The following is a 16,339-nucleotide window of genomic DNA, read 5'->3' as shown; positions in this document are numbered from 1 at the left end:
CCTGACGAGCGTCGTGGAGTCACTCACCCGGGTGAATCGGCCCGCGGGGTGATGACGACTCACCCCCCGTCGGTGAACGCTGAATCAGCAGCTGGCGAGCGGAGGTTTAAGTGCAGCCCACAAGGTACCGGATCTGCATTCGAGGCCGCGTCACCGAGCGGCTGGGATCCGCCTTGGAAGGGATGCGCCTCGAGTCCGGTGCGACCGAAAGCGGGTTCACAGGTGAAATCCGCGACCAGTCGCAGTTGTACGGGCTCCTCGACCGGGTCCGCGACCTAGGCCTTGAACTCGTCAGCGTGCAACCTCAGCCCGCGGCTGAGCCTACGACAACTCACATCGGGAAGGACCTGTAATGCAAGCCATCACAGTTTCAGATCGTGACGCCGGTGTCGCCGGCCTATCGCTGACGGAGCTGCCCTACCCACAGGCTGCCGACAACGATGTTGTCGTGCGGGTACACGCCGCCGGTTTCACACGCGGAGAGCTTGACTGGCCGCACACTTGGGTCGACCGCGCGGGTCATGACCGGACGCCGAGCGTCCCGGGCCACGAGTTGTCGGGCGTGGTGGTTGAGTTGGGCTATGGCACCACGCTTTTGAGCGTCGGCCAGCGGGTTTTCGGGCTCGCCGACTGGGCCCGCAACGGTTCGCTCGCCGAGTACGTCGCCGTGGAAGCGCGAAATCTCGCACCGCTGCCGATGGACATCGACCATACTGTGGCCGCGGCCCTCCCGATATCTGGATTGGCCGCCTGGCAGGGACTGTTCGACCACGGCCGCCTCGCAGCCGGGCAAACGGTCCTGATCCACGGCGCCGTGGGTGGGGTAGGGACGATCGCGGTGCAGCTCGCCCGCGAGCTCGGTGCGCGCGTCATTGGTACCGGCCGGACCGCAGATCGAGACCGCGCGGCGGAGCTCGGCGTGAACACCTTCCTCGACCTGGAGACCGAAAACCTCGAGGACGCCGGCGAAGTCGACGTGGTGTTCGACGTGATCGGCGGAGACATTCTCGCCCGCTCGGCGGCTCTGGTGCGGGCCGGTGGAACGCTCGTCACCATCGCGGAGCCGCCGAAGACTCTGCCACAGGATGGGCGGGCAATTTTCTTCCTGGTGGAAGCAGACCGCGCCCAACTCGCCGGCCTTGCCGCGCGAGTCAGGGATGGACGCCTCAAACCGGTCGTTGGAGCCGTATTGCCGCTCGCCGAGGCTGCCGCCGCGTTCGCTTCCAACAAACGCATTCCCGGCAAGACGATCCTTCGGGTAGCTGAAGACTGGGCAGGAGCGACCACAGAGCCCACCGCGGAAAGGAAGGGCAGGTAGAAATGGCATTGAAGTCGTCGCTCGTCGCACTTACCGTCGCCGTGATGCTTGCTCCACCGGCACATGCCGATCCGGTGCCACCAAACACACCTGAAAGGCCTTTTGTCCGAACGGTTTTCAACGATCCGAGCAATATCCCGGACAAATCGATCGAAGCAGTCGTCGTCAGCTATTCGCCCGGAGCTAAAAGCGCACCTCACCGCCACGCGAAATCGGCGTTCATCATGGCATACGTCATCTCTGGGGCGATCCGCAGCCAAGTCGAAGGCGAGCCTGGACGTGTCTATCACGCCGGTGAGACGTGGAGGGAGATCCCCGGTGCGCATCACACGGTGAGTGAAAATGCCAGTGCCACCGAACGTGCTGAGTTACTCGCGGTCTTCCTGGTCGATACCGGAGATGGCCCGCTCACGACCGACGACACCACCGAATAGAGCCGCCACGCCGGCGACGTGTTCACACGGTTTGACACCACAGCAATCAAAGGCATTGCCTTCGACCATAAACGACTCAACGGTAGGAGCCCCATGCACACGCCAAGCGCTGTTCGGGTTGTCCGGCCCGCATTACGCTTGTCGCTTGCCGCGGCGTTTCTGTCGGCTGTGGCCGACCGATTCGGCTGGTGGCAGCCGTTGGGGCAGGGGAGCTGGGGGAGCATGAGTGCCTTCGCCGACTACACCCACCAGCTTGTTCCCTTTGCTTCTGGATGGCTGTTGACGCTGGTTGTGTGGGCCGTGACCGGCGCCGAAGCGACCTTGGGAATCTTGCTTCTGGCCGGCTGGTGGCCGCGACTCGTCGGCGCGGCGGCTTGCCTGCTACTCACGGTATTTGGGACCGCTATGGCCATATCCATCGGCCTGGAAGCACCGCTCAGCTACAGTGTCTTCTCCGCGGCAAGCGCGGCCGCGGCCTACTCGGTGCTCGGCCCAATATCGTGGCCGCACACCAATGCCAACACACAGCGGCGGCGCCGGATCCAACTCGCGGACTCGAAGCACGCCGACGGCCAGCGCTACGGCCGCCCAGTGTCGCCGATCATCGGAAGTGACGGGAGATGAAGGCTGGCAAAGACTTCGACGTGATCGTCGTGGGCGGCGGGGTCGGCGGCATGGCCGCCGTGCGGAAGCTTGCGTCGGCGGGCTTTTCGGTCGCACTCGTCGAGGATCGTCTGGTCGGTGGGGAGTGTCATTACTGGGGCTGCAACCCGAGCAAAACATTGCTACGCCCGATCGAGGTGTTCAATCTCGCGAAAGCGGTACCCGGTGTGCGCGAGACGATTTCGGTCGACGAATTGGATATCGCCGCTGTCTTTGCGAAACGCGACGCGATCATCGAGTATCTCTCAGATCAAGACCGGCTGGCGTCCCTGCGGCAAGCCGGTGTAGCAGTGTTTCATGGGTTCGGCCGGTTGAGCGGCGAACGAACAGTGCGCGTGGCGCGTGCCGATCACGCGGACGCCGTATTGGAGGCACGCCACGCGGTCGTACTGGCCACCGGCACCCGGCCTAACGTGCCGGAGATACCCGGTTTGACGGACATGCACCCGTGGACCAATCGGGACTTAACAACCATGGCAGAAGTTCCATCTCGCGCGCTGGTGGTCGGCGGTGGCCCCGTAGGCGTGGAGTCCGCGACTATCCTGAACGGTTTGGGTTCAGCGGTAACACTTCTGGTACGGGGAAACGCCCTGCTTCCCGGCTGCGAACCTGAAGCCCGCGACTTGGTAGCGCAGTCACTGCGAAGCCGAGGCGTCATGATTTTTTTTGAGACGGGGTTGTCGGCCGTAGCCCGCCCAGTGGCGGGCGGGCCCGTCACCGCAACTTTCGGCCGCGAGACCATCGAGGTCGACGAGGTCGTCTTCGCGACAGGACGGCGTACCAACACCGACGACATCGGACTGGAAAACCTTGGTCTACCGCGCGGCGGGTTCGTTTCTGTCAACGACCATCTGCAGGCGGTCGGCGTCACAGGCGAGTGGCTCTACGCTTTGGGAGATACCACCGGGCGTGCTCGGCTGTCTCATATCTCCACCTACCATGGCCATCTCGCGGCCGAGATCATCATGGCCCGGGCCGCGGGACGAGAACTGAGGGCGGACGAGTTGGCGGCCCGTGATGCGGGGAGCCTCGCGCAGGTGATCTTCACCGAGCCTCAAGTCGTTAGGGTCGGGCGCACGGAAAGTCAGGCCCGAGCAGACGGGTTCGCGGTACGCACTCGAACTGCCCGCTACCCGGGAACCTTGTCGTTCCTGGCCCTATTCAGAGAGGGCTTCGAGGGATGGGCGAAGCTGATCATCGACGCCGAGGCCAACACATTGCTCGGAGCGACATTTGTCGGCCCGGAATTCTCGGAGCTTGCTCAAGCAGCCACCTTGGCCATCGTCGCTAAGGTCCCGGTCAGTCTCCTACGCCATGCTGTCGCGCCACACCCGACGGTCAATCAGGTTTGGGATCTATTGGTCGCCCAGGAGTCCGAACTCGCTTTCCTACCGATGGCCGAGGCGCGAGGAGCGCAGAAGAGCGCTTAAGCCCATCGAACCCGTCAAACCTCGATATCGAGAGGAACCACAATGAGTTACGCCCGGCCGGTCGTCGCGCTGTGACCATGGTGATAGCTGGGGTCCGCGCGTTCGGCGGCGAAGTCGAGACCATCGAGGTGGGCGAGGCGCGGCCATTGGCGGCTGACGAGGCCCTCATCAAAGTTTACAGTGCCGGGATTGGCAACTGGGACGACATCATTCGCACCGGCGGTTGGGACGTTGGCGCGACGCCACCGATGGCGCTCGGCGTCGAGGCTGCCGGTGTCATCAAGGCCGTTGGCGCCCACCCGAACGGATTCGGTGTGGGCGATGAGGTGCTGTGCCACCCGGTGCCGCTGCGCGCCCAGGGCGCGTGGGCGCCGTATGTGATCGCGCCCGTGGGATCGCTGGCCCACAAACCGCACGCGATGTCGTGGGCGACTGCGGCGATCTTTCCCGTCCCCGCGTTGACCGCCGAGCAGGTGGTGGGCGAGGCGCTGGACCTGCACGGTGGAGAAACGTTGCTCGTTCATGGCGCTGGTGGAATCACCGGTGGGCTCCTTGTTCAGCTGGCCGCCCTGCGCGGGGTCGATGTGATCGCCACGGCCAGCCCCCGCAGCGCCGATCGACTCCGCTCGAATGGCGCCCGTGAAGTGATCGACTATCGCAATCCGACCTGGCCACAACGCGCAAGGGCATTGGCGAAAGGCTCCATCAACGCGGCCGCCAACGCCGCCCCCGGGGGTGCGGCTGCGGCGATGACCGTGCTTGCCGACGGCGGCCGCCTGGCCACCATCACCCCGAGCCCACCCGCATCGACCCGCGACATCGGCGTGACCGCGGTTTACGTCCGCTCGGACGGCGCGCGACTCGAACGTCTGGCCGCGCTGCTCGATTCCGGTCGGTTGAGCATGCCGACGCCGCGTACCTGCAGCCTGGGTCAGGCCGGCCATGCCCTCGCGCAAGTCGTCGCGGGCCACGAGCCCAACGGCGTGGCCATCACGAAAGGCATCTAAAGACATTGCCGTCACACGCCGAAGAAATGTCACACCACAAAGGAATCTCGAGATGACCGCGATTAGCCGGATTCGTACCGGAGCGGCCGATCACATCGGCGGGTACACCGATGCTGTCGCCGTATCCGGGCGCGGCACACAGATTTTCGTCTCCAAAACACCCGGTGTGCGTGACGACGGCACCCTGCCGCAAAGACTTCACCGACGAAGCCCGGCAGTGCCCATGAGCGATTACCCCATCCTCGGCGATTGCGACGACACCGGCCCGACGCCCGCGATAGGTTACCGGTCATCGTCGGCCACCGGACGGCCCGGGCGGTGACGTTACGGGACGCGGCACCGACCAGCCGCGCGATGGTGGTCGCGGTGGCGGTGTCAGTGGTCGCGTTCCTCGACTCCACGGTGATCAACCTGGCTTTGCCGGCCATCGAGAACGACCTCGGCGGCGGCCTGGCGCTGCAGCAATGGATCGTCGATGGCTACCTGTTGGCAATGGCGGCCGCGATTCTCCCGGGCGGATCCATATCGGATCTGTTCGGCCGCGTTCCGGTGATGAGGTTCGGGCTGTTGACGTTCGGGGCCGGGTCGATCCTGGCGGCGGCTGCCACCGCGCCGGCGATGCTGATCACCGCGCGCCTCATCCAGGGCCTGGGTGCGGCGTTTCTCGTTCCGGGCTCGCTAGCACTGATCAACACGGTGTTCGGCAAAGCACACCGGTCCGCGGCCATCGGCGTCTGGACGGGATGGACGGGAACCGCCTTTGCGTTGGGTCCCCTGCTGGGCGGCCTGTGCGTCGATTTGCTTGGCTGGCGTTGGATTTTCGTGTTGTCAGCGATCCCCATGGCGGCCGGATATGTGCTGACCTTCTGGCTGTGCCCGCTGTCGGGGCGAGTCGAAGGCGCCCGTGTAGATTCCGCCGGGGTGGGCCTGTCGGCGCTAGGGCTGGGTGCCGGCGTGTATGCGTTGATCGAATCGCAACGGGACGGCTGGACACGCCCGATGGTCATCGCATCGTCGGTGCTGGGGATCGCCGCCCTGGCCGGCTTCGTGGCCTGGCAGCATCGCAGTACGTGCCCGATGCTTCCGTTGCCGCTGTTCACCTTCCGCAACTTCGCTGCCGCCAACCTGGTCACGGCCTTTGTCTATGGTGCGTTGACGCTGGGGTCGCTGGCCATCGCCCTCTACACCCAAGAAATCGCCCACTACTCAGCCACCGCCGCCGGACTGGCCACGCTGCCGATCCCGGTGCTGTCGTTCGTCTTCGCGCGTCATGTCGGCCACATTGCCGCGCGGGTGGGGCCACGCGCGTTCCTCATCGCCGGCCCCGCCCTGGCCGGGACCGGATTGATGCTGATCCGCCCGAAACACGATGGATTCCACGCGATTACCGACCTGGTCCCCGGGATAACCGTGCTGGCGATCGGGCTGGTCGCGACGATCACACCTCTGACAACCGTGACGCTGGCATCGGTGCCGATCGAACACAGCGGCCTCGCGTCGGCCATCAACAACGGCGTCTCGCGGCTGGCCGCGCTGATGTCGATCGGAGCAATTGGCCTGGTCAGCGCCGGGACGGCGAGTGCCATCGGATTCGCCCACGCGTTAGAGGTGAGCGCAGCACTATTCGCCCTGGGCGCGCTGTGCGCCGCGCTGCTGATAACAAACCCCCCTACCGGACGCCAAACCGCGCCCTGCGACATCGCGGCGCTGTGCCGCGACCGGCCCGGTGTGCAACCCTCCGTCGCCAGCCGGGGTGAACCCATCGGATGATGGCCCGTGGTCCGAATCCCGTTCTGTCCAGGCAACGTCGGCTGAAACAAGCCAGCCACACGGTTGAAGCGGAAGAAGTCACCAACCAAAGGCAACTCTGAAAGGGTTCATCATGAAGATCGTAGTCATTGGCGGGCGTGGGCTGATCGGCTCCAAAGTAGCGTCCAAGCTCAGCGCGCAGGGACATGACGTGATCCCCGCCTCTCGTCGATCGGGCGTCGATTCGCTCACGGGTGAGGGTCTCGCCGACGCCGTCGCCGGCGCGGACGTGCTTGTCGATGTCGCCGATTCACCAGAGTTCGACGACGAACCTGTGATGCACTTCTTCACCACCGCGACCACCAATCTTCTCTCCGCCGAACGGGAAGCGGGAGTCAAACACCACGTCGCGCTGTCAGTGGTGGGCGCGCAGATCATGCCGGACAGCGGCTACAACACCGCCAAAGCGGCTCAGGAAAGGCTGATCAAGGAGTCGGGCCGGCCGTATTCGATCGTGCGGGCCACTCCATTCTACGAATTCGCCGTTGGCTTAGCCGATTCCGCCACCGACGGGGACATCGTCAGGTTGCCCCCCGCGTTGTTCCGTCCTATCGCCGCCGACGATGTCGCCACCGCAGTGGTCGACGCGGCTGTCGGGCGCCCCACCAACGGAGTGAAGGAGATCGCCGGACCAGAAGCAATCGGGATGGACGACTTCGTCCGCATAGGTCTTGCCGCCATTGGTGATCGACGCCGGGTCGTGACGGACGCCCAGGCGCCGTACTTCGGCGCGCTGATCGACGATCACACCCTTGCGCCCGACGAGAGCGCCACCATCTTCACCACTCGATACTCCGACTGGATCGATGCACACTGCAGCGGCCGCTGGGCGCCTGAGCCGTGAGCCTTTGGTAAACGGCCCGTCACATGCGAGGCTGCTGACATGGTCATCGAGATCGCCCGCCCCAAGCTCGAGGGAAACGTCGCCGTCGGCGAGGACCGCCAGATCGGCTTCGCCGAATTCGGCGACCCGCAGGGGCGCGCGATGTTCTGGCTGCACGGCACGCCCGGCGCCCGCCGACAGATCCCGGTCGAGGCGCGGGTCTACGCCGAGAACCACGGCATTCGGCTGATCGGCCTCGACCGTCCCGGCATCGGCTCGTCGACGCCGCACCGGTACGAGAACATCCGCGCTTTCGGCGACGACCTGCGCACCATCGCGGACACGCTCGGCATCGACAAGATGGCCGTCATCGGCCTGTCCGGCGGCGGGCCGTACGCGCTGGCGTCCGCCGCCGTGCTGTCCGATCGGGTCGTCGCGCTCGGCGTGCTCGGCGGCGTCGCGCCCTTCTTCGGCGACGAGGGCATCACCAGCGGCCTGATGAACCTGGGCAAGCGGGTGGCACCCCTGCTGAAACTCGGCGGTGACCCGCTGCGGATCGGTGCCAGCCTGGTGGTCCGGATGATCCGGCCGGTCGCCAATCCCGCCCTGTATCTGTATGCCGCGATATCGCCCGAGGGCGACCGGCGCCTGCTGACCCGCCCGGAGTTCGGCGCCATGTTCCTCGACGACCTGCTCAACGGCAGCCGCAAGCAACTGGCGGCCCCGTTCAACGACATCATCCTGTTCACTCAGGACTGGGGGTTCCGGCTCGACGAGGTCAAGGTCCCGGTCCGCTGGTGGCACGGCGACAGCGACCACATCGTGCCGTTCGCGCACGGCGAGCACGTCGTGTCCCTGCTGCCCGACTGCGAGCTGATCGTGCTCCCGGGCGAAAGCCACCTCGGCGGCCTGGGCCGCGGCGAGGAGATCCTGTCCACCCTGACCAAGATCTGGGACGAGCAGAACTGACGCCGTGACCTCCGGGTAGCCTGCTGACGTGCTGCTGGCGTCCCTGAATCCCGCGGCGGTCACCGCCACCGACATCCCCGACGCGGTACGCGTCGACGGCGTCGTCTTGAGCCGCAGCGACCTGGTCGGCGCCGCCACGTCGGTGGCCGAGCGGGTCGCCGGCGCGGACCGGGTGGCGATCCTGGCCACGCCCACCGCGGCGACGGTGCTCGCGGTGACCGGTTGCCTGATCGCCGGCGTCCCCTTCGTCCCGGTGCCCGCCGACGTCGGTGCGGCCGAACGCCGGCACATGCTCACCGATTCGGCGGCGCAGGCCTGGCTCGGCCCCGTCCCGGACGAGGCGGAGGGGCTGCCGCACATCCCGGTGCGGCTGCACGCCCGATCGTGGCACCGCTACTCCGAGCCGCCGCCCGACGCCACCGCGATGATCATCTACACCTCCGGCACCACCGGGCTGCCCAAGGGCGTGGTGCTCAGCCGCCGTGCGATCGCCGCCGACCTCGACGCCCTGGCGCAGGCCTGGCAGTGGACGGCCGACGACGTGTTGGTGCACGGCCTGCCGCTGTTTCACGTGCACGGGCTGGTGCTGGGCCTGCTCGGGTCGCTGCGGGTGGGGAATCGCTTCGTGCACACCGGGAAACCGACGCCGGCGGGTTACGCGCAGGCCTGTTCCGAGGCCGGTGGCACGCTGTACTTCGGCGTCCCCACGGTGTGGTCGCGGGTGGTGGCCGACGAGGCCGCGGCCCGGGCGCTTCGCCCGGCGCGGCTGCTGGTCTCCGGAAGCGCGCCGCTGCCCGTGCCCGTCTTCGACGGGCTGGCCCGGCTCACCGGCCATCAGCCCATCGAACGGTACGGCGCCTCCGAATCGCTGATCACGCTGTCCACCCGCGCCGACGGCGAGCGCCGACCCGGTTGGGTGGGGCTGCCGCTCACCGGCGTGCAGACCAGGCTGCTCGACGACGCCGGCGCCCCGGTCCCGTACGACGGGGAAACCGTTGGGCGCCTTGAGGTTCGGGGCCCGATGATGTTCGACGGCTACCTGAACCGTCCCGACGCCACCGCCGAGGCGTTCGACGACGACGGTTGGTATCGCACCGGTGATGTCGCGGTGGTCGACGCCGAAGGCATGCACCGCATCGTGGGCCGTGAGTCGGTCGACCTGATCAAGTCGGGCGGCTACCGGATCGGCGCCGGCGAAATCGAGACGGCGCTGCTCGGCCACCCCGGGGTGACCGAGGCCGCCGTCGTCGGCATGCCGGATCAGGACCTGGGTCAGCGGATCGTCGCGTTCGTGGTCGGTGCGCCGGAGTTGAACGCCGACGACTTGATCGACCACGTCGCCCAAGAGCTTTCGGTGCACAAGCGGCCCCGCGAGGTGCGCCTGGTCGATGCGCTGCCGCGCAACGCGATGGGGAAGGTCCTCAAGAAGGAGTTGCTGTCCGGCGGCTGACCCACGGGCACGCAGCCGGACACGCAGCAAATTGCCAGCCGGCGCGGCGAGCGTGACCGTGCGGCTTCACCTACCGTCGTAACCGTGTGTCGATGCGACCGGACAGCGAGCGGCCAGCGTGGGTGAGCCGACTCGGTCCGTCACCCCCATGCGGCGGATCGCCGCCGCCTGTCTCGTCGGCTCGGCCATCGAGTTCTACGACTTCCTGATCTACGGGACCGCGGCCGCGCTGGTGTTTCCCACGGTGTTCTTCCCGCGCCTCGGCCCGACGCTGGCCACCGTCGCCTCCATGGCGACCTTCGCGACTGCGTTCCTGTCCCGCCCCTTGGGCGCGGCCGTCTTCGGATACTTCGGGGACCGGCTGGGCCGCAAGAAGACGCTGGTCGCCACGCTGTTGATCATGGGGGCGTCGACGGTCAGCGTGGGCCTGGTCCCCAGCACGGCGTCGATCGGCATCGCGGCGCCGTTGATCCTCATCGTCCTGCGGTTGTTGCAGGGGTTCGCGGTCGGCGGCGAGTGGGCGGGCTCGGTGTTGCTGAGCGCCGAGTACGCCCCTACCGGCAAACGCGGCTGGTACGGCATGTTCACCCTGCTCGGCGGTGGCACCGCGGGAATCCTGGCCAGCCTGACCTTTCTCGCCGTCAACCTCACCATGGGGGAGAAAAGCCCCGCGTTCATGGACTGGGGATGGCGGGTTCCGTTCCTGATCAGCAGCGGCCTGATCGGCATCGCCCTCTATGTGCGGCTGAACATCGACGAGACCCCGCTGTTCGTGGAGGAGAAGGCCCGTCACCTGGTGCCCAAGGCGCCGCTTGCCGAGCTGGTGCGGTTCCAGCGGAGGGAGATCGTGCTCGTCGCGGGCAGCTTCCTGGGCGGGATGGGCTACGTCTACCTGGGCAACACGTTCCTGGTCATGTACGCCCACAACCACCTGGGCTATTCGCGGAGTTTCATCTGGGGCATCGGCGCGCTGGGCGGGCTGACCAGCATGGTTTGCGTGTCGTTCTCGGCGTGGATCTCCGATCGGGTCGGGCGGCGAAAGGTGATGTTGTGCGGCCTCGCGGCGTGCCTGCCCTGGGCGTTCGCGGTCATCCCGCTGTTGGACACCCGCAAACCGGTGCTGTACGCGGTCGGCGTCCTCGGCATGTTCGCCGCCGCGGCGGTGGCCAACGGGCCCACGGGGGCGTTCGTTCCCGAACTGTTCGCCACCCGCTATCGCTACAGCGGTGCGGCGGTGGCGATGAACCTCGCCGGCATCCTCGGCGCGGCCGTGCCGCCGCTGATCGCGGGCACGCTGCTGGCGAGCTACGGCAGCTGGGCGGTCGGGCTGATGATGGCCGGCCTGGTCGTGGCCAGCTTCGTGTCCGTTTATCTGTTGCCCGAAACCCGGGGGACCGCGCTGCGCGCCGCCCCGACCGACGAGAAGGTCGCCGCCGGCCTGTACTAGTTGGCGTGCAGGTCCTCGTTGAGGGCGATGCCCTGACCGCCGCGCGCGACCACCTCGACGGCCCCGCTGACCGAATTGCGGCGAAACAGCAGATTGTTGCCGCCGGACAGCTCCGAGGCCTTCAGCACCTGGCCGTCGGGCGTGGCGACCTTGGTGCCCGCGGTGACGTACAGGCCGGCCTCGACGACGCAGTCGTCGCCCAGCGAGATGCCCAGGCCGGCGTTCGCGCCGAGCAGGCACCGCTTGCCGATCGAAATCACTTCCGTGCCGCCGCCGGACAGCGTGCCCATGATCGAGGCGCCGCCCCCGACGTCCGACCCGTCGCCCACCACCACGCCGGCCGAGATGCGGCCCTCGACCATCGAAGCCCCGAGGGTGCCGGCGTTGTAGTTGACGAAGCCCTCGTGCATCACGGTCGTCCCCGGCGCCAGGTGGGCCCCCAGCCGCACCCGGTCGGCGTCGGCGATGCGCACCCCCGTGGGGACCACATAGTCGACCATCCGGGGGAACTTGTCGATGCCGAAGACGGTGACCGGGCCGTGCCGGCGCAGCCGCGCGCGGACAGCCTCGAACCCTTCGATCGCGCACGGCCCGCGGTTAGTCCACACGACATTGGTCAATACCCCGAACAAGCCGCCGGCGTTCAGCCCGTGCGGCGCCACCAATCGATGCGACAGCAGATGCAGCCGCAGGTAGGCGTCGTAGGCGTCGGCGGCCACGTCGTCGAGCGAGCCGATGACGGTCCGCACCGCGATGGTCTCGGTGCCACGGTCGTCGTCGCGGCCGACCAGCGGGGCCAGCTCCGGCGGGACATCCGAGAGCGCCAGGCGCGACGTACCGGCGGTCCCCGATTCGGTCAGTTCCGGTGCGGGAAACCACGTGTCGAGAATCGATCCGTCGGCGGCCAGCGTCGCCAGCCCGATGCCTACAGCTCCAGTCACGGCGGTCAGGTTACTTGGGCCGCCGAGCAGACGCAGAATCGCATCCCAAGGCGGCTGACAGTGCGATTTTGCGACTGCTCGCCGCACGGCGGCGACCCGTTACCCTTGGGGGCGTGCTGGACTTGCGCGGGGACCCGATCGAGTTGACCGCGGCGTTGGTCGACATCCCCAGCGAATCCCGGGATGAGGCGCGCCTGGCCGACGAGGTGGAGGCCGCGCTGCGGGCCCAGACGTCCGGATTCGAGATCGTCCGCAACGGCAATGCCGTCCTGGCGCGCACCCGTCGCCAGCGGCCGTCGCGGGTCCTGCTGGCCGGGCACCTGGACACCGTTCCGGTCGCCGACAACCTGCCCAGCCGCCGCCAGGGCGGCGACCTGTACGGATGCGGCGCCGCTGACATGAAATCGGGCGACGCGGTCTTCCTGCATCTGGCCGCCACCGTGGCCGAGCCCGTCCACGACCTGACGCTGGTGATGTACGACTGCGAGGAAATCGACGCGGCCGCAAACGGTTTGGGCCGCATCGAGCGTGAGTTGCCGGACTGGCTGGCCGCCGACGTGGCCATCCTGGGCGAGCCCACCGGCGGCTACATCGAGGCGGGCTGCCAGGGCACGCTGCGGGTCGTGATCAGCGCCGCCGGAACGCGCGCCCACTCGGCGCGGCCGTGGTTGGGGGACAACGCTATTCACAAGCTGGGTGCGGTGCTGGACCGGCTGGCCGCCTACCGCGCGCGCACCGTGGACATCGACGGCTGCGAGTATCGCGAGGGCCTGTCCGCGGTGCGCATCGACGGCGGCGTCGCGGGCAACGTGATCCCCGACGCGGCCGCGGTGACGGTGAACTTCCGCTTCGCCCCGGACCGGTCGGTCACCGCGGCGCTGGAGCACGTGCACGAGGTGTTCGACGGGCTCGACGTGCGCATCGAGCAGACCGACGCCGCCGCGGGCGCGCTGCCCGGGCTGTCCCAGCCCGCCGCCAAGGCCCTGGTCGAGGCCGCCGGGGGACAGGTGCGGGCGAAGTACGGCTGGACCGACGTCGCGCGTTTCGCCGCGCTGGGCATCCCGGCGGTCAACTTCGGGCCCGGCGACCCCAACCTGGCGCACCGGCGCGACGAGAGCGTCCCGGTCGCCAACATCACCGCCGCGGTGGCGATGCTGCGCGGCTACTTGGGCGGCTAGTTTCGCCCGTTCGCTCCCCGAGCGTCACGCCAGCGTGACGCGCCGCGCCGAGCGTCACGCCAGCGTGGCGCGCGTGACGCCGCGCGCCGAGTGTCACGCCAGCGTGGCGCGGGTGGGCCCGGCGCCCCCGACTCGATCGCCTTCAGCCCCCGCAGCGCTGCGCCTGCGCGGCGGCGTCCGCTGCCGCCGCGCCCATCCCCACCGCGGCCAGCTCGCCCGACACCGCCCGCAGCGTCGCGGCGTCGCCGCCAGCCAGCGCCTGGGCATGGGAAAGCGCGAGTTTTCCTGCCACACAATCTATTTCGCCGCACAGCCGGGACAGCGGATCGGCCGCGCGGGTGTCGCCGAGCCGCACGGCCTCGTGCCAGGCCCGCACCGCGACGGCCCGCTGCCCGCCGCGCTCGGCCATCCGGGCGGCGTCGCGGGCCGCGGCCACCGCGCCGTGCGAATCGCGCATCGATGCCAGCCGCCACGCCCGGGCGACGCCCAGCTCCGGGGCGAACAGTGCCGATTTCGTCCCGTGCCGGGACTCGGCCCTGCCCAACGACTTTCCCGCGGCGGCGATGTCTCCCTGCTGGGCCAGCGCGGTGGCCAGCAGCGTCAGCGATAGCGGCCCCCACGAATAGCCGGTGCGTTCCAGCGTCGCGGCGGCCGGGCCGAGCAGTGCTGCCGCTCGGGCGAATTCACCGTCGGCCAGCAGCACGTGGGCCAGCAGCACCTCGCCGATCGCGCGCCCCGGCTGCTGCAACTCGGCGAAATCGGTGAACTGCTGGGCCAGTTCGCGGGCCGCGTCCAGCCGGCCCGCCATCAACAACGCGGTGGTCTGCCCCAACCCGATCGTGAAGCGCAGCAGCCCGGGATGCTCGGCGGAAAGGGCACGCTGGGCCAGCGGCTCGACGTCGTCGAAGCGGCCCTGCCGGGCCGCGCACAGCGCCGCCGCGCTGGCCGCCCACGCCACCGCCTGGTCGTCGGCGCCGGGCGCGGCCAGCACCTCGCCCGCGACCTTCACGGCGTAGCCCACGTTGCCGGCGTTCATCGCGAACGTGGCGCTCAGCGCGTCGAGCGTGGTCCGCGCACCCGCGTCCGACACGCGCTGGCGGGTGGTGCGCAGAAACGCGGTCGCCCGCTCGGGTTCGCTGAGCATCCAGAACTGGTTGGCCGCCCGCAGCAGCGCCCAGTCCATCAGGGCGTCCTCGGTCAACGCTCCGGGGTCCAGGCTGCCCAGCACCGCGTCGGCCTCGCGGCCGCGGCCCTGCCACGCCAGCGCGTGCGCCAGCGCCAGCCGCGCCGCCAGCCCACCGGACCGCTCCAGCGCCGAGCGGGCCAGCCGTTCGCCCAGCCCGAGGTCGCCGAGCCGCAGCGCCTGCTGCGCGGCGGCGACGACCTCGGCCGTCGGCTGGGGGGCGTCGCTGTCCAGGGCCAGCGACGCCAACCGCAACCGGTCGCTGAGGTGGTCCGGCAAATGCTGGGACAGCAGCCGCACCAATTCGGTGCGTCGCTGCCGCGCGCCGTCGCCCCCCAGCGCGGCGCGCGCTCGCTCGGCGAACAACGGGTGCGCCGTGTACACCACCGGATCGTCCGAGGCTCCGCCGCGCGTCCGCGTTTCCACCGCCCCGCGCTCGGCCGCCTCGCCGATCGCGTCCGCGCCGGTGAGGGCGCTCAGGTCGGCCAGCGACAGTGGCTCCGCGACGGCGAGATAATCCAGCACCGACCTGGCGCCGGCGGGCATCTCGGCGAGGAACGCGTCGACCTCGACCGGCGTGTCACCCCCGCCGGGCGCTTCGATGTCGATCCGGCGGAGCAGGCCGTCGGCCCACAGCGCCGCGACGGCCTCGGGAGAAGATTCGGCGCGGCCGGTGACGATCATCCTGGCCGCGCCCGCCAGCGCCAACTGGTACACCAGCGTGGCCGACAGGATGTCCAGGTCGTGGGCGTCGTCGACCACGAGCAGCAGGTCGGCCCCGTCGAGCGAGGATCGGGCCGCACGCAACAGCGCGGCCGGCTTGCCGATGTCGGCGATCTGCACCAGGTGGCTGAAGGCCCCGAACGGAACCGCGCGTTCGGTGGGGGTGCCGGTGACCCAGCGGATCCGCGTGCCGGGGTGTTGGCGCCCGAACTCCTCGGCGGCCAGCCGGGCCAACGTGGATTTCCCGCAGCCGTCCGGCCCGAGAACGACGGCACCCCGCCCCACCGCCAGTGCCTCGTCCAGCCGCTCCTGGGCCGACGCGTGCTGGGGGACGTTCCATCGAATCGGCATCGCCGGATTTTATTGCGCGCGGTGTGCGGGCGTAAGCACGCTTGGTCTACCTTTCGTTGTATGCGCGACTGGGCGGTGTGCGTGTACTGCGCGTCCGGGCCGGAACATCCCGAATTGCTCGCGCTCGCCGCCGAACTCGGCGAGGCGATCGCCGAGCGCGGCTGGACCCTGGTGTGGGGCGGCGGCCGGGTCTCGGCGATGGGCGCGGTGGCGACCGCGGCGCGCGCCCGCGGCGGCCGGACCGTCGGCGTCATCCCCCAAGTCCTGATGCGGGTCGAGATCGCCGACACCGATGCCGACGAGCTGATCGTCACCGAGACCATGCACGAGCGAAAGCACGTCATGGAAGAGCGCGCCGACGCGTTCGTCGTGCTCCCCGGCGGCGTCGGCACCCTGGACGAGTTGCTCGACTCGTGGACCACGGGCTACCTCGGCCTGCACCGCAAACCGATCGTCATGCTGGATCCGCTGGGCCACTACGAAGGCCTGTGGACCTGGCTGTGCGGGCTGCTCGACAGCGGGTACATCTCGCAACCGGCGATGGACCGGTTGTTGCTGGTCGACAAGGTGAGTGCCGCGGTGGAGGCGTGCACACCCGATTGAGCGCGCCGGC

At 68.8% G+C, this 16,339-nt stretch carries 14 protein-coding genes and 1 pseudogene; 13 read left to right on the top strand and 2 right to left on the bottom strand.

Features of this window, described 5'->3' with window-relative positions; all coding sequences use genetic code 11:
- The first annotated feature begins 110 nt into the window (after positions 1 to 110).
- The 11 genes and pseudogenes from BST44_RS31795 to BST44_RS22560 all read left to right on the top strand — a co-directional run bounded on the left by BST44_RS31795 (position 111) and on the right by BST44_RS22560 (position 11,350).
- Complete coding sequence (locus BST44_RS31795; RefSeq protein WP_083179315.1) at positions 111 to 353, top strand: DUF8691 family protein; 243 nt, start codon at positions 111 to 113, stop codon at positions 351 to 353.
- Entirely contained in the window at positions 353 to 1,318 is a 966-nt protein-coding gene (locus BST44_RS22610; RefSeq protein ID WP_083179314.1) for an NADP-dependent oxidoreductase, read from the top strand. The genes BST44_RS31795 and BST44_RS22610 overlap by 1 nt, the downstream gene beginning before the upstream one ends.
- 2 nt (positions 1,319 to 1,320) lie before the next feature.
- A pseudogene (locus BST44_RS22605) lies at positions 1,321 to 1,787 on the top strand (cupin domain-containing protein).
- Between the two features lie 58 nt (positions 1,788 to 1,845).
- Complete coding sequence (locus BST44_RS22600; RefSeq protein WP_244184904.1) at positions 1,846 to 2,376, top strand: hypothetical protein; 531 nt, start codon at positions 1,846 to 1,848, stop codon at positions 2,374 to 2,376.
- On the top strand, positions 2,373 to 3,845 hold the full coding sequence (locus BST44_RS22595; protein ID WP_083179312.1) for a dihydrolipoyl dehydrogenase family protein: 1,473 nt from the start codon (positions 2,373 to 2,375) through the stop codon (positions 3,843 to 3,845). Before BST44_RS22600 ends, BST44_RS22595 begins: the two co-directional genes overlap by 4 nt.
- A gap of 146 nt (positions 3,846 to 3,991) precedes the next feature.
- A complete protein-coding gene (locus BST44_RS22590; RefSeq protein WP_244184901.1) occupies positions 3,992 to 4,852 on the top strand; it encodes an NADP-dependent oxidoreductase in 861 nt (286 codons plus the stop codon).
- Positions 4,853 to 5,170: 318 nt separating this feature from the next.
- Positions 5,171 to 6,622 carry an MFS transporter gene (locus tag BST44_RS22580; RefSeq protein WP_244184900.1) on the top strand — a complete coding sequence of 484 codons (1,452 nt, stop codon included), beginning with the start codon at positions 5,171 to 5,173 and terminating at the stop codon, positions 6,620 to 6,622.
- Positions 6,623 to 6,734: 112 nt separating this feature from the next.
- Positions 6,735 to 7,505, top strand: a complete 771-nt coding sequence (locus tag BST44_RS22575) for an SDR family oxidoreductase (RefSeq protein ID WP_083179310.1) — start codon at positions 6,735 to 6,737, stop codon at positions 7,503 to 7,505.
- A gap of 39 nt (positions 7,506 to 7,544) precedes the next feature.
- Entirely contained in the window at positions 7,545 to 8,453 is a 909-nt protein-coding gene (locus tag BST44_RS22570; RefSeq protein WP_083179309.1) for an alpha/beta fold hydrolase, read from the top strand.
- 28 nt (positions 8,454 to 8,481) lie between these two features.
- Positions 8,482 to 9,903, top strand: a complete 1,422-nt coding sequence (locus tag BST44_RS22565) for an acyl-CoA synthetase (protein WP_083179308.1) — start codon at positions 8,482 to 8,484, stop codon at positions 9,901 to 9,903.
- 148 nt (positions 9,904 to 10,051) lie between these two features.
- Positions 10,052 to 11,350, top strand: coding sequence for an MFS transporter (locus tag BST44_RS22560; protein WP_142274650.1), 1,299 nt, complete (start codon positions 10,052 to 10,054; stop codon positions 11,348 to 11,350).
- Here BST44_RS22560 and dapD read toward each other — a convergent pair.
- Positions 11,347 to 12,300, bottom strand: coding sequence for a 2,3,4,5-tetrahydropyridine-2,6-dicarboxylate N-succinyltransferase (dapD, locus tag BST44_RS22555; protein ID WP_142274649.1), 954 nt, complete (start codon positions 12,298 to 12,300; stop codon positions 11,347 to 11,349). The genes BST44_RS22560 and dapD overlap by 4 nt on opposite strands.
- A gap of 104 nt (positions 12,301 to 12,404) precedes the next feature.
- Between dapD and dapE the strand changes: the two genes are divergently transcribed.
- Entirely contained in the window at positions 12,405 to 13,469 is a 1,065-nt protein-coding gene (gene dapE, locus BST44_RS22550; protein ID WP_083179305.1) for a succinyl-diaminopimelate desuccinylase, read from the top strand.
- 142 nt (positions 13,470 to 13,611) lie between these two features.
- On the opposite strand, the gene BST44_RS22545 is transcribed toward dapE, so the two are convergent.
- The gene (locus tag BST44_RS22545; protein WP_083179304.1) at positions 13,612 to 15,726 is read right to left on the bottom strand and encodes an AAA family ATPase; all 2,115 of its coding nucleotides are present in this window, start codon (positions 15,724 to 15,726) and stop codon (positions 13,612 to 13,614) included.
- A gap of 60 nt (positions 15,727 to 15,786) precedes the next feature.
- Here BST44_RS22545 and log point away from each other — a divergent pair, with 60 nt between their 5' ends.
- On the top strand, positions 15,787 to 16,329 hold the full coding sequence (gene log, locus BST44_RS22540) for a cytokinin riboside 5'-monophosphate phosphoribohydrolase (protein WP_083179303.1): 543 nt from the start codon (positions 15,787 to 15,789) through the stop codon (positions 16,327 to 16,329).
- Positions 16,330 to 16,339 lie beyond the last annotated feature (10 nt).

Source organism: Mycobacterium scrofulaceum (assembly GCF_002086735.1).
In the GTDB taxonomy this organism is placed as follows: Bacteria; Actinomycetota; Actinomycetes; order Mycobacteriales; family Mycobacteriaceae; genus Mycobacterium; species Mycobacterium scrofulaceum.
This window is presented reverse-complemented; position numbering and strand designations above follow the sequence as displayed.

Coding starts and splice junctions, on each gene's coding strand:
- BST44_RS22610 (WP_083179314.1), top strand. CDS start 353: ATGCAAGCCATCACAGTTTCAGATCGTGACGCCGGTGTCGCCGGCCTA.
- BST44_RS22600 (WP_244184904.1), top strand. CDS start 1,846: ATGCACACGCCAAGCGCTGTTCGGGTTGTCCGGCCCGCATTACGCTTG.
- BST44_RS22595 (WP_083179312.1), top strand. CDS start 2,373: ATGAAGGCTGGCAAAGACTTCGACGTGATCGTCGTGGGCGGCGGGGTC.
- BST44_RS22575 (WP_083179310.1), top strand. CDS start 6,735: ATGAAGATCGTAGTCATTGGCGGGCGTGGGCTGATCGGCTCCAAAGTA.
- BST44_RS22570 (WP_083179309.1), top strand. CDS start 7,545: ATGGTCATCGAGATCGCCCGCCCCAAGCTCGAGGGAAACGTCGCCGTC.
- BST44_RS22560 (WP_142274650.1), top strand. CDS start 10,052: ATGCGGCGGATCGCCGCCGCCTGTCTCGTCGGCTCGGCCATCGAGTTC.
- BST44_RS22545 (WP_083179304.1), bottom strand. CDS start 15,726: ATGCCGATTCGATGGAACGTCCCCCAGCACGCGTCGGCCCAGGAGCGG.
- log (WP_083179303.1), top strand. CDS start 15,787: ATGCGCGACTGGGCGGTGTGCGTGTACTGCGCGTCCGGGCCGGAACAT.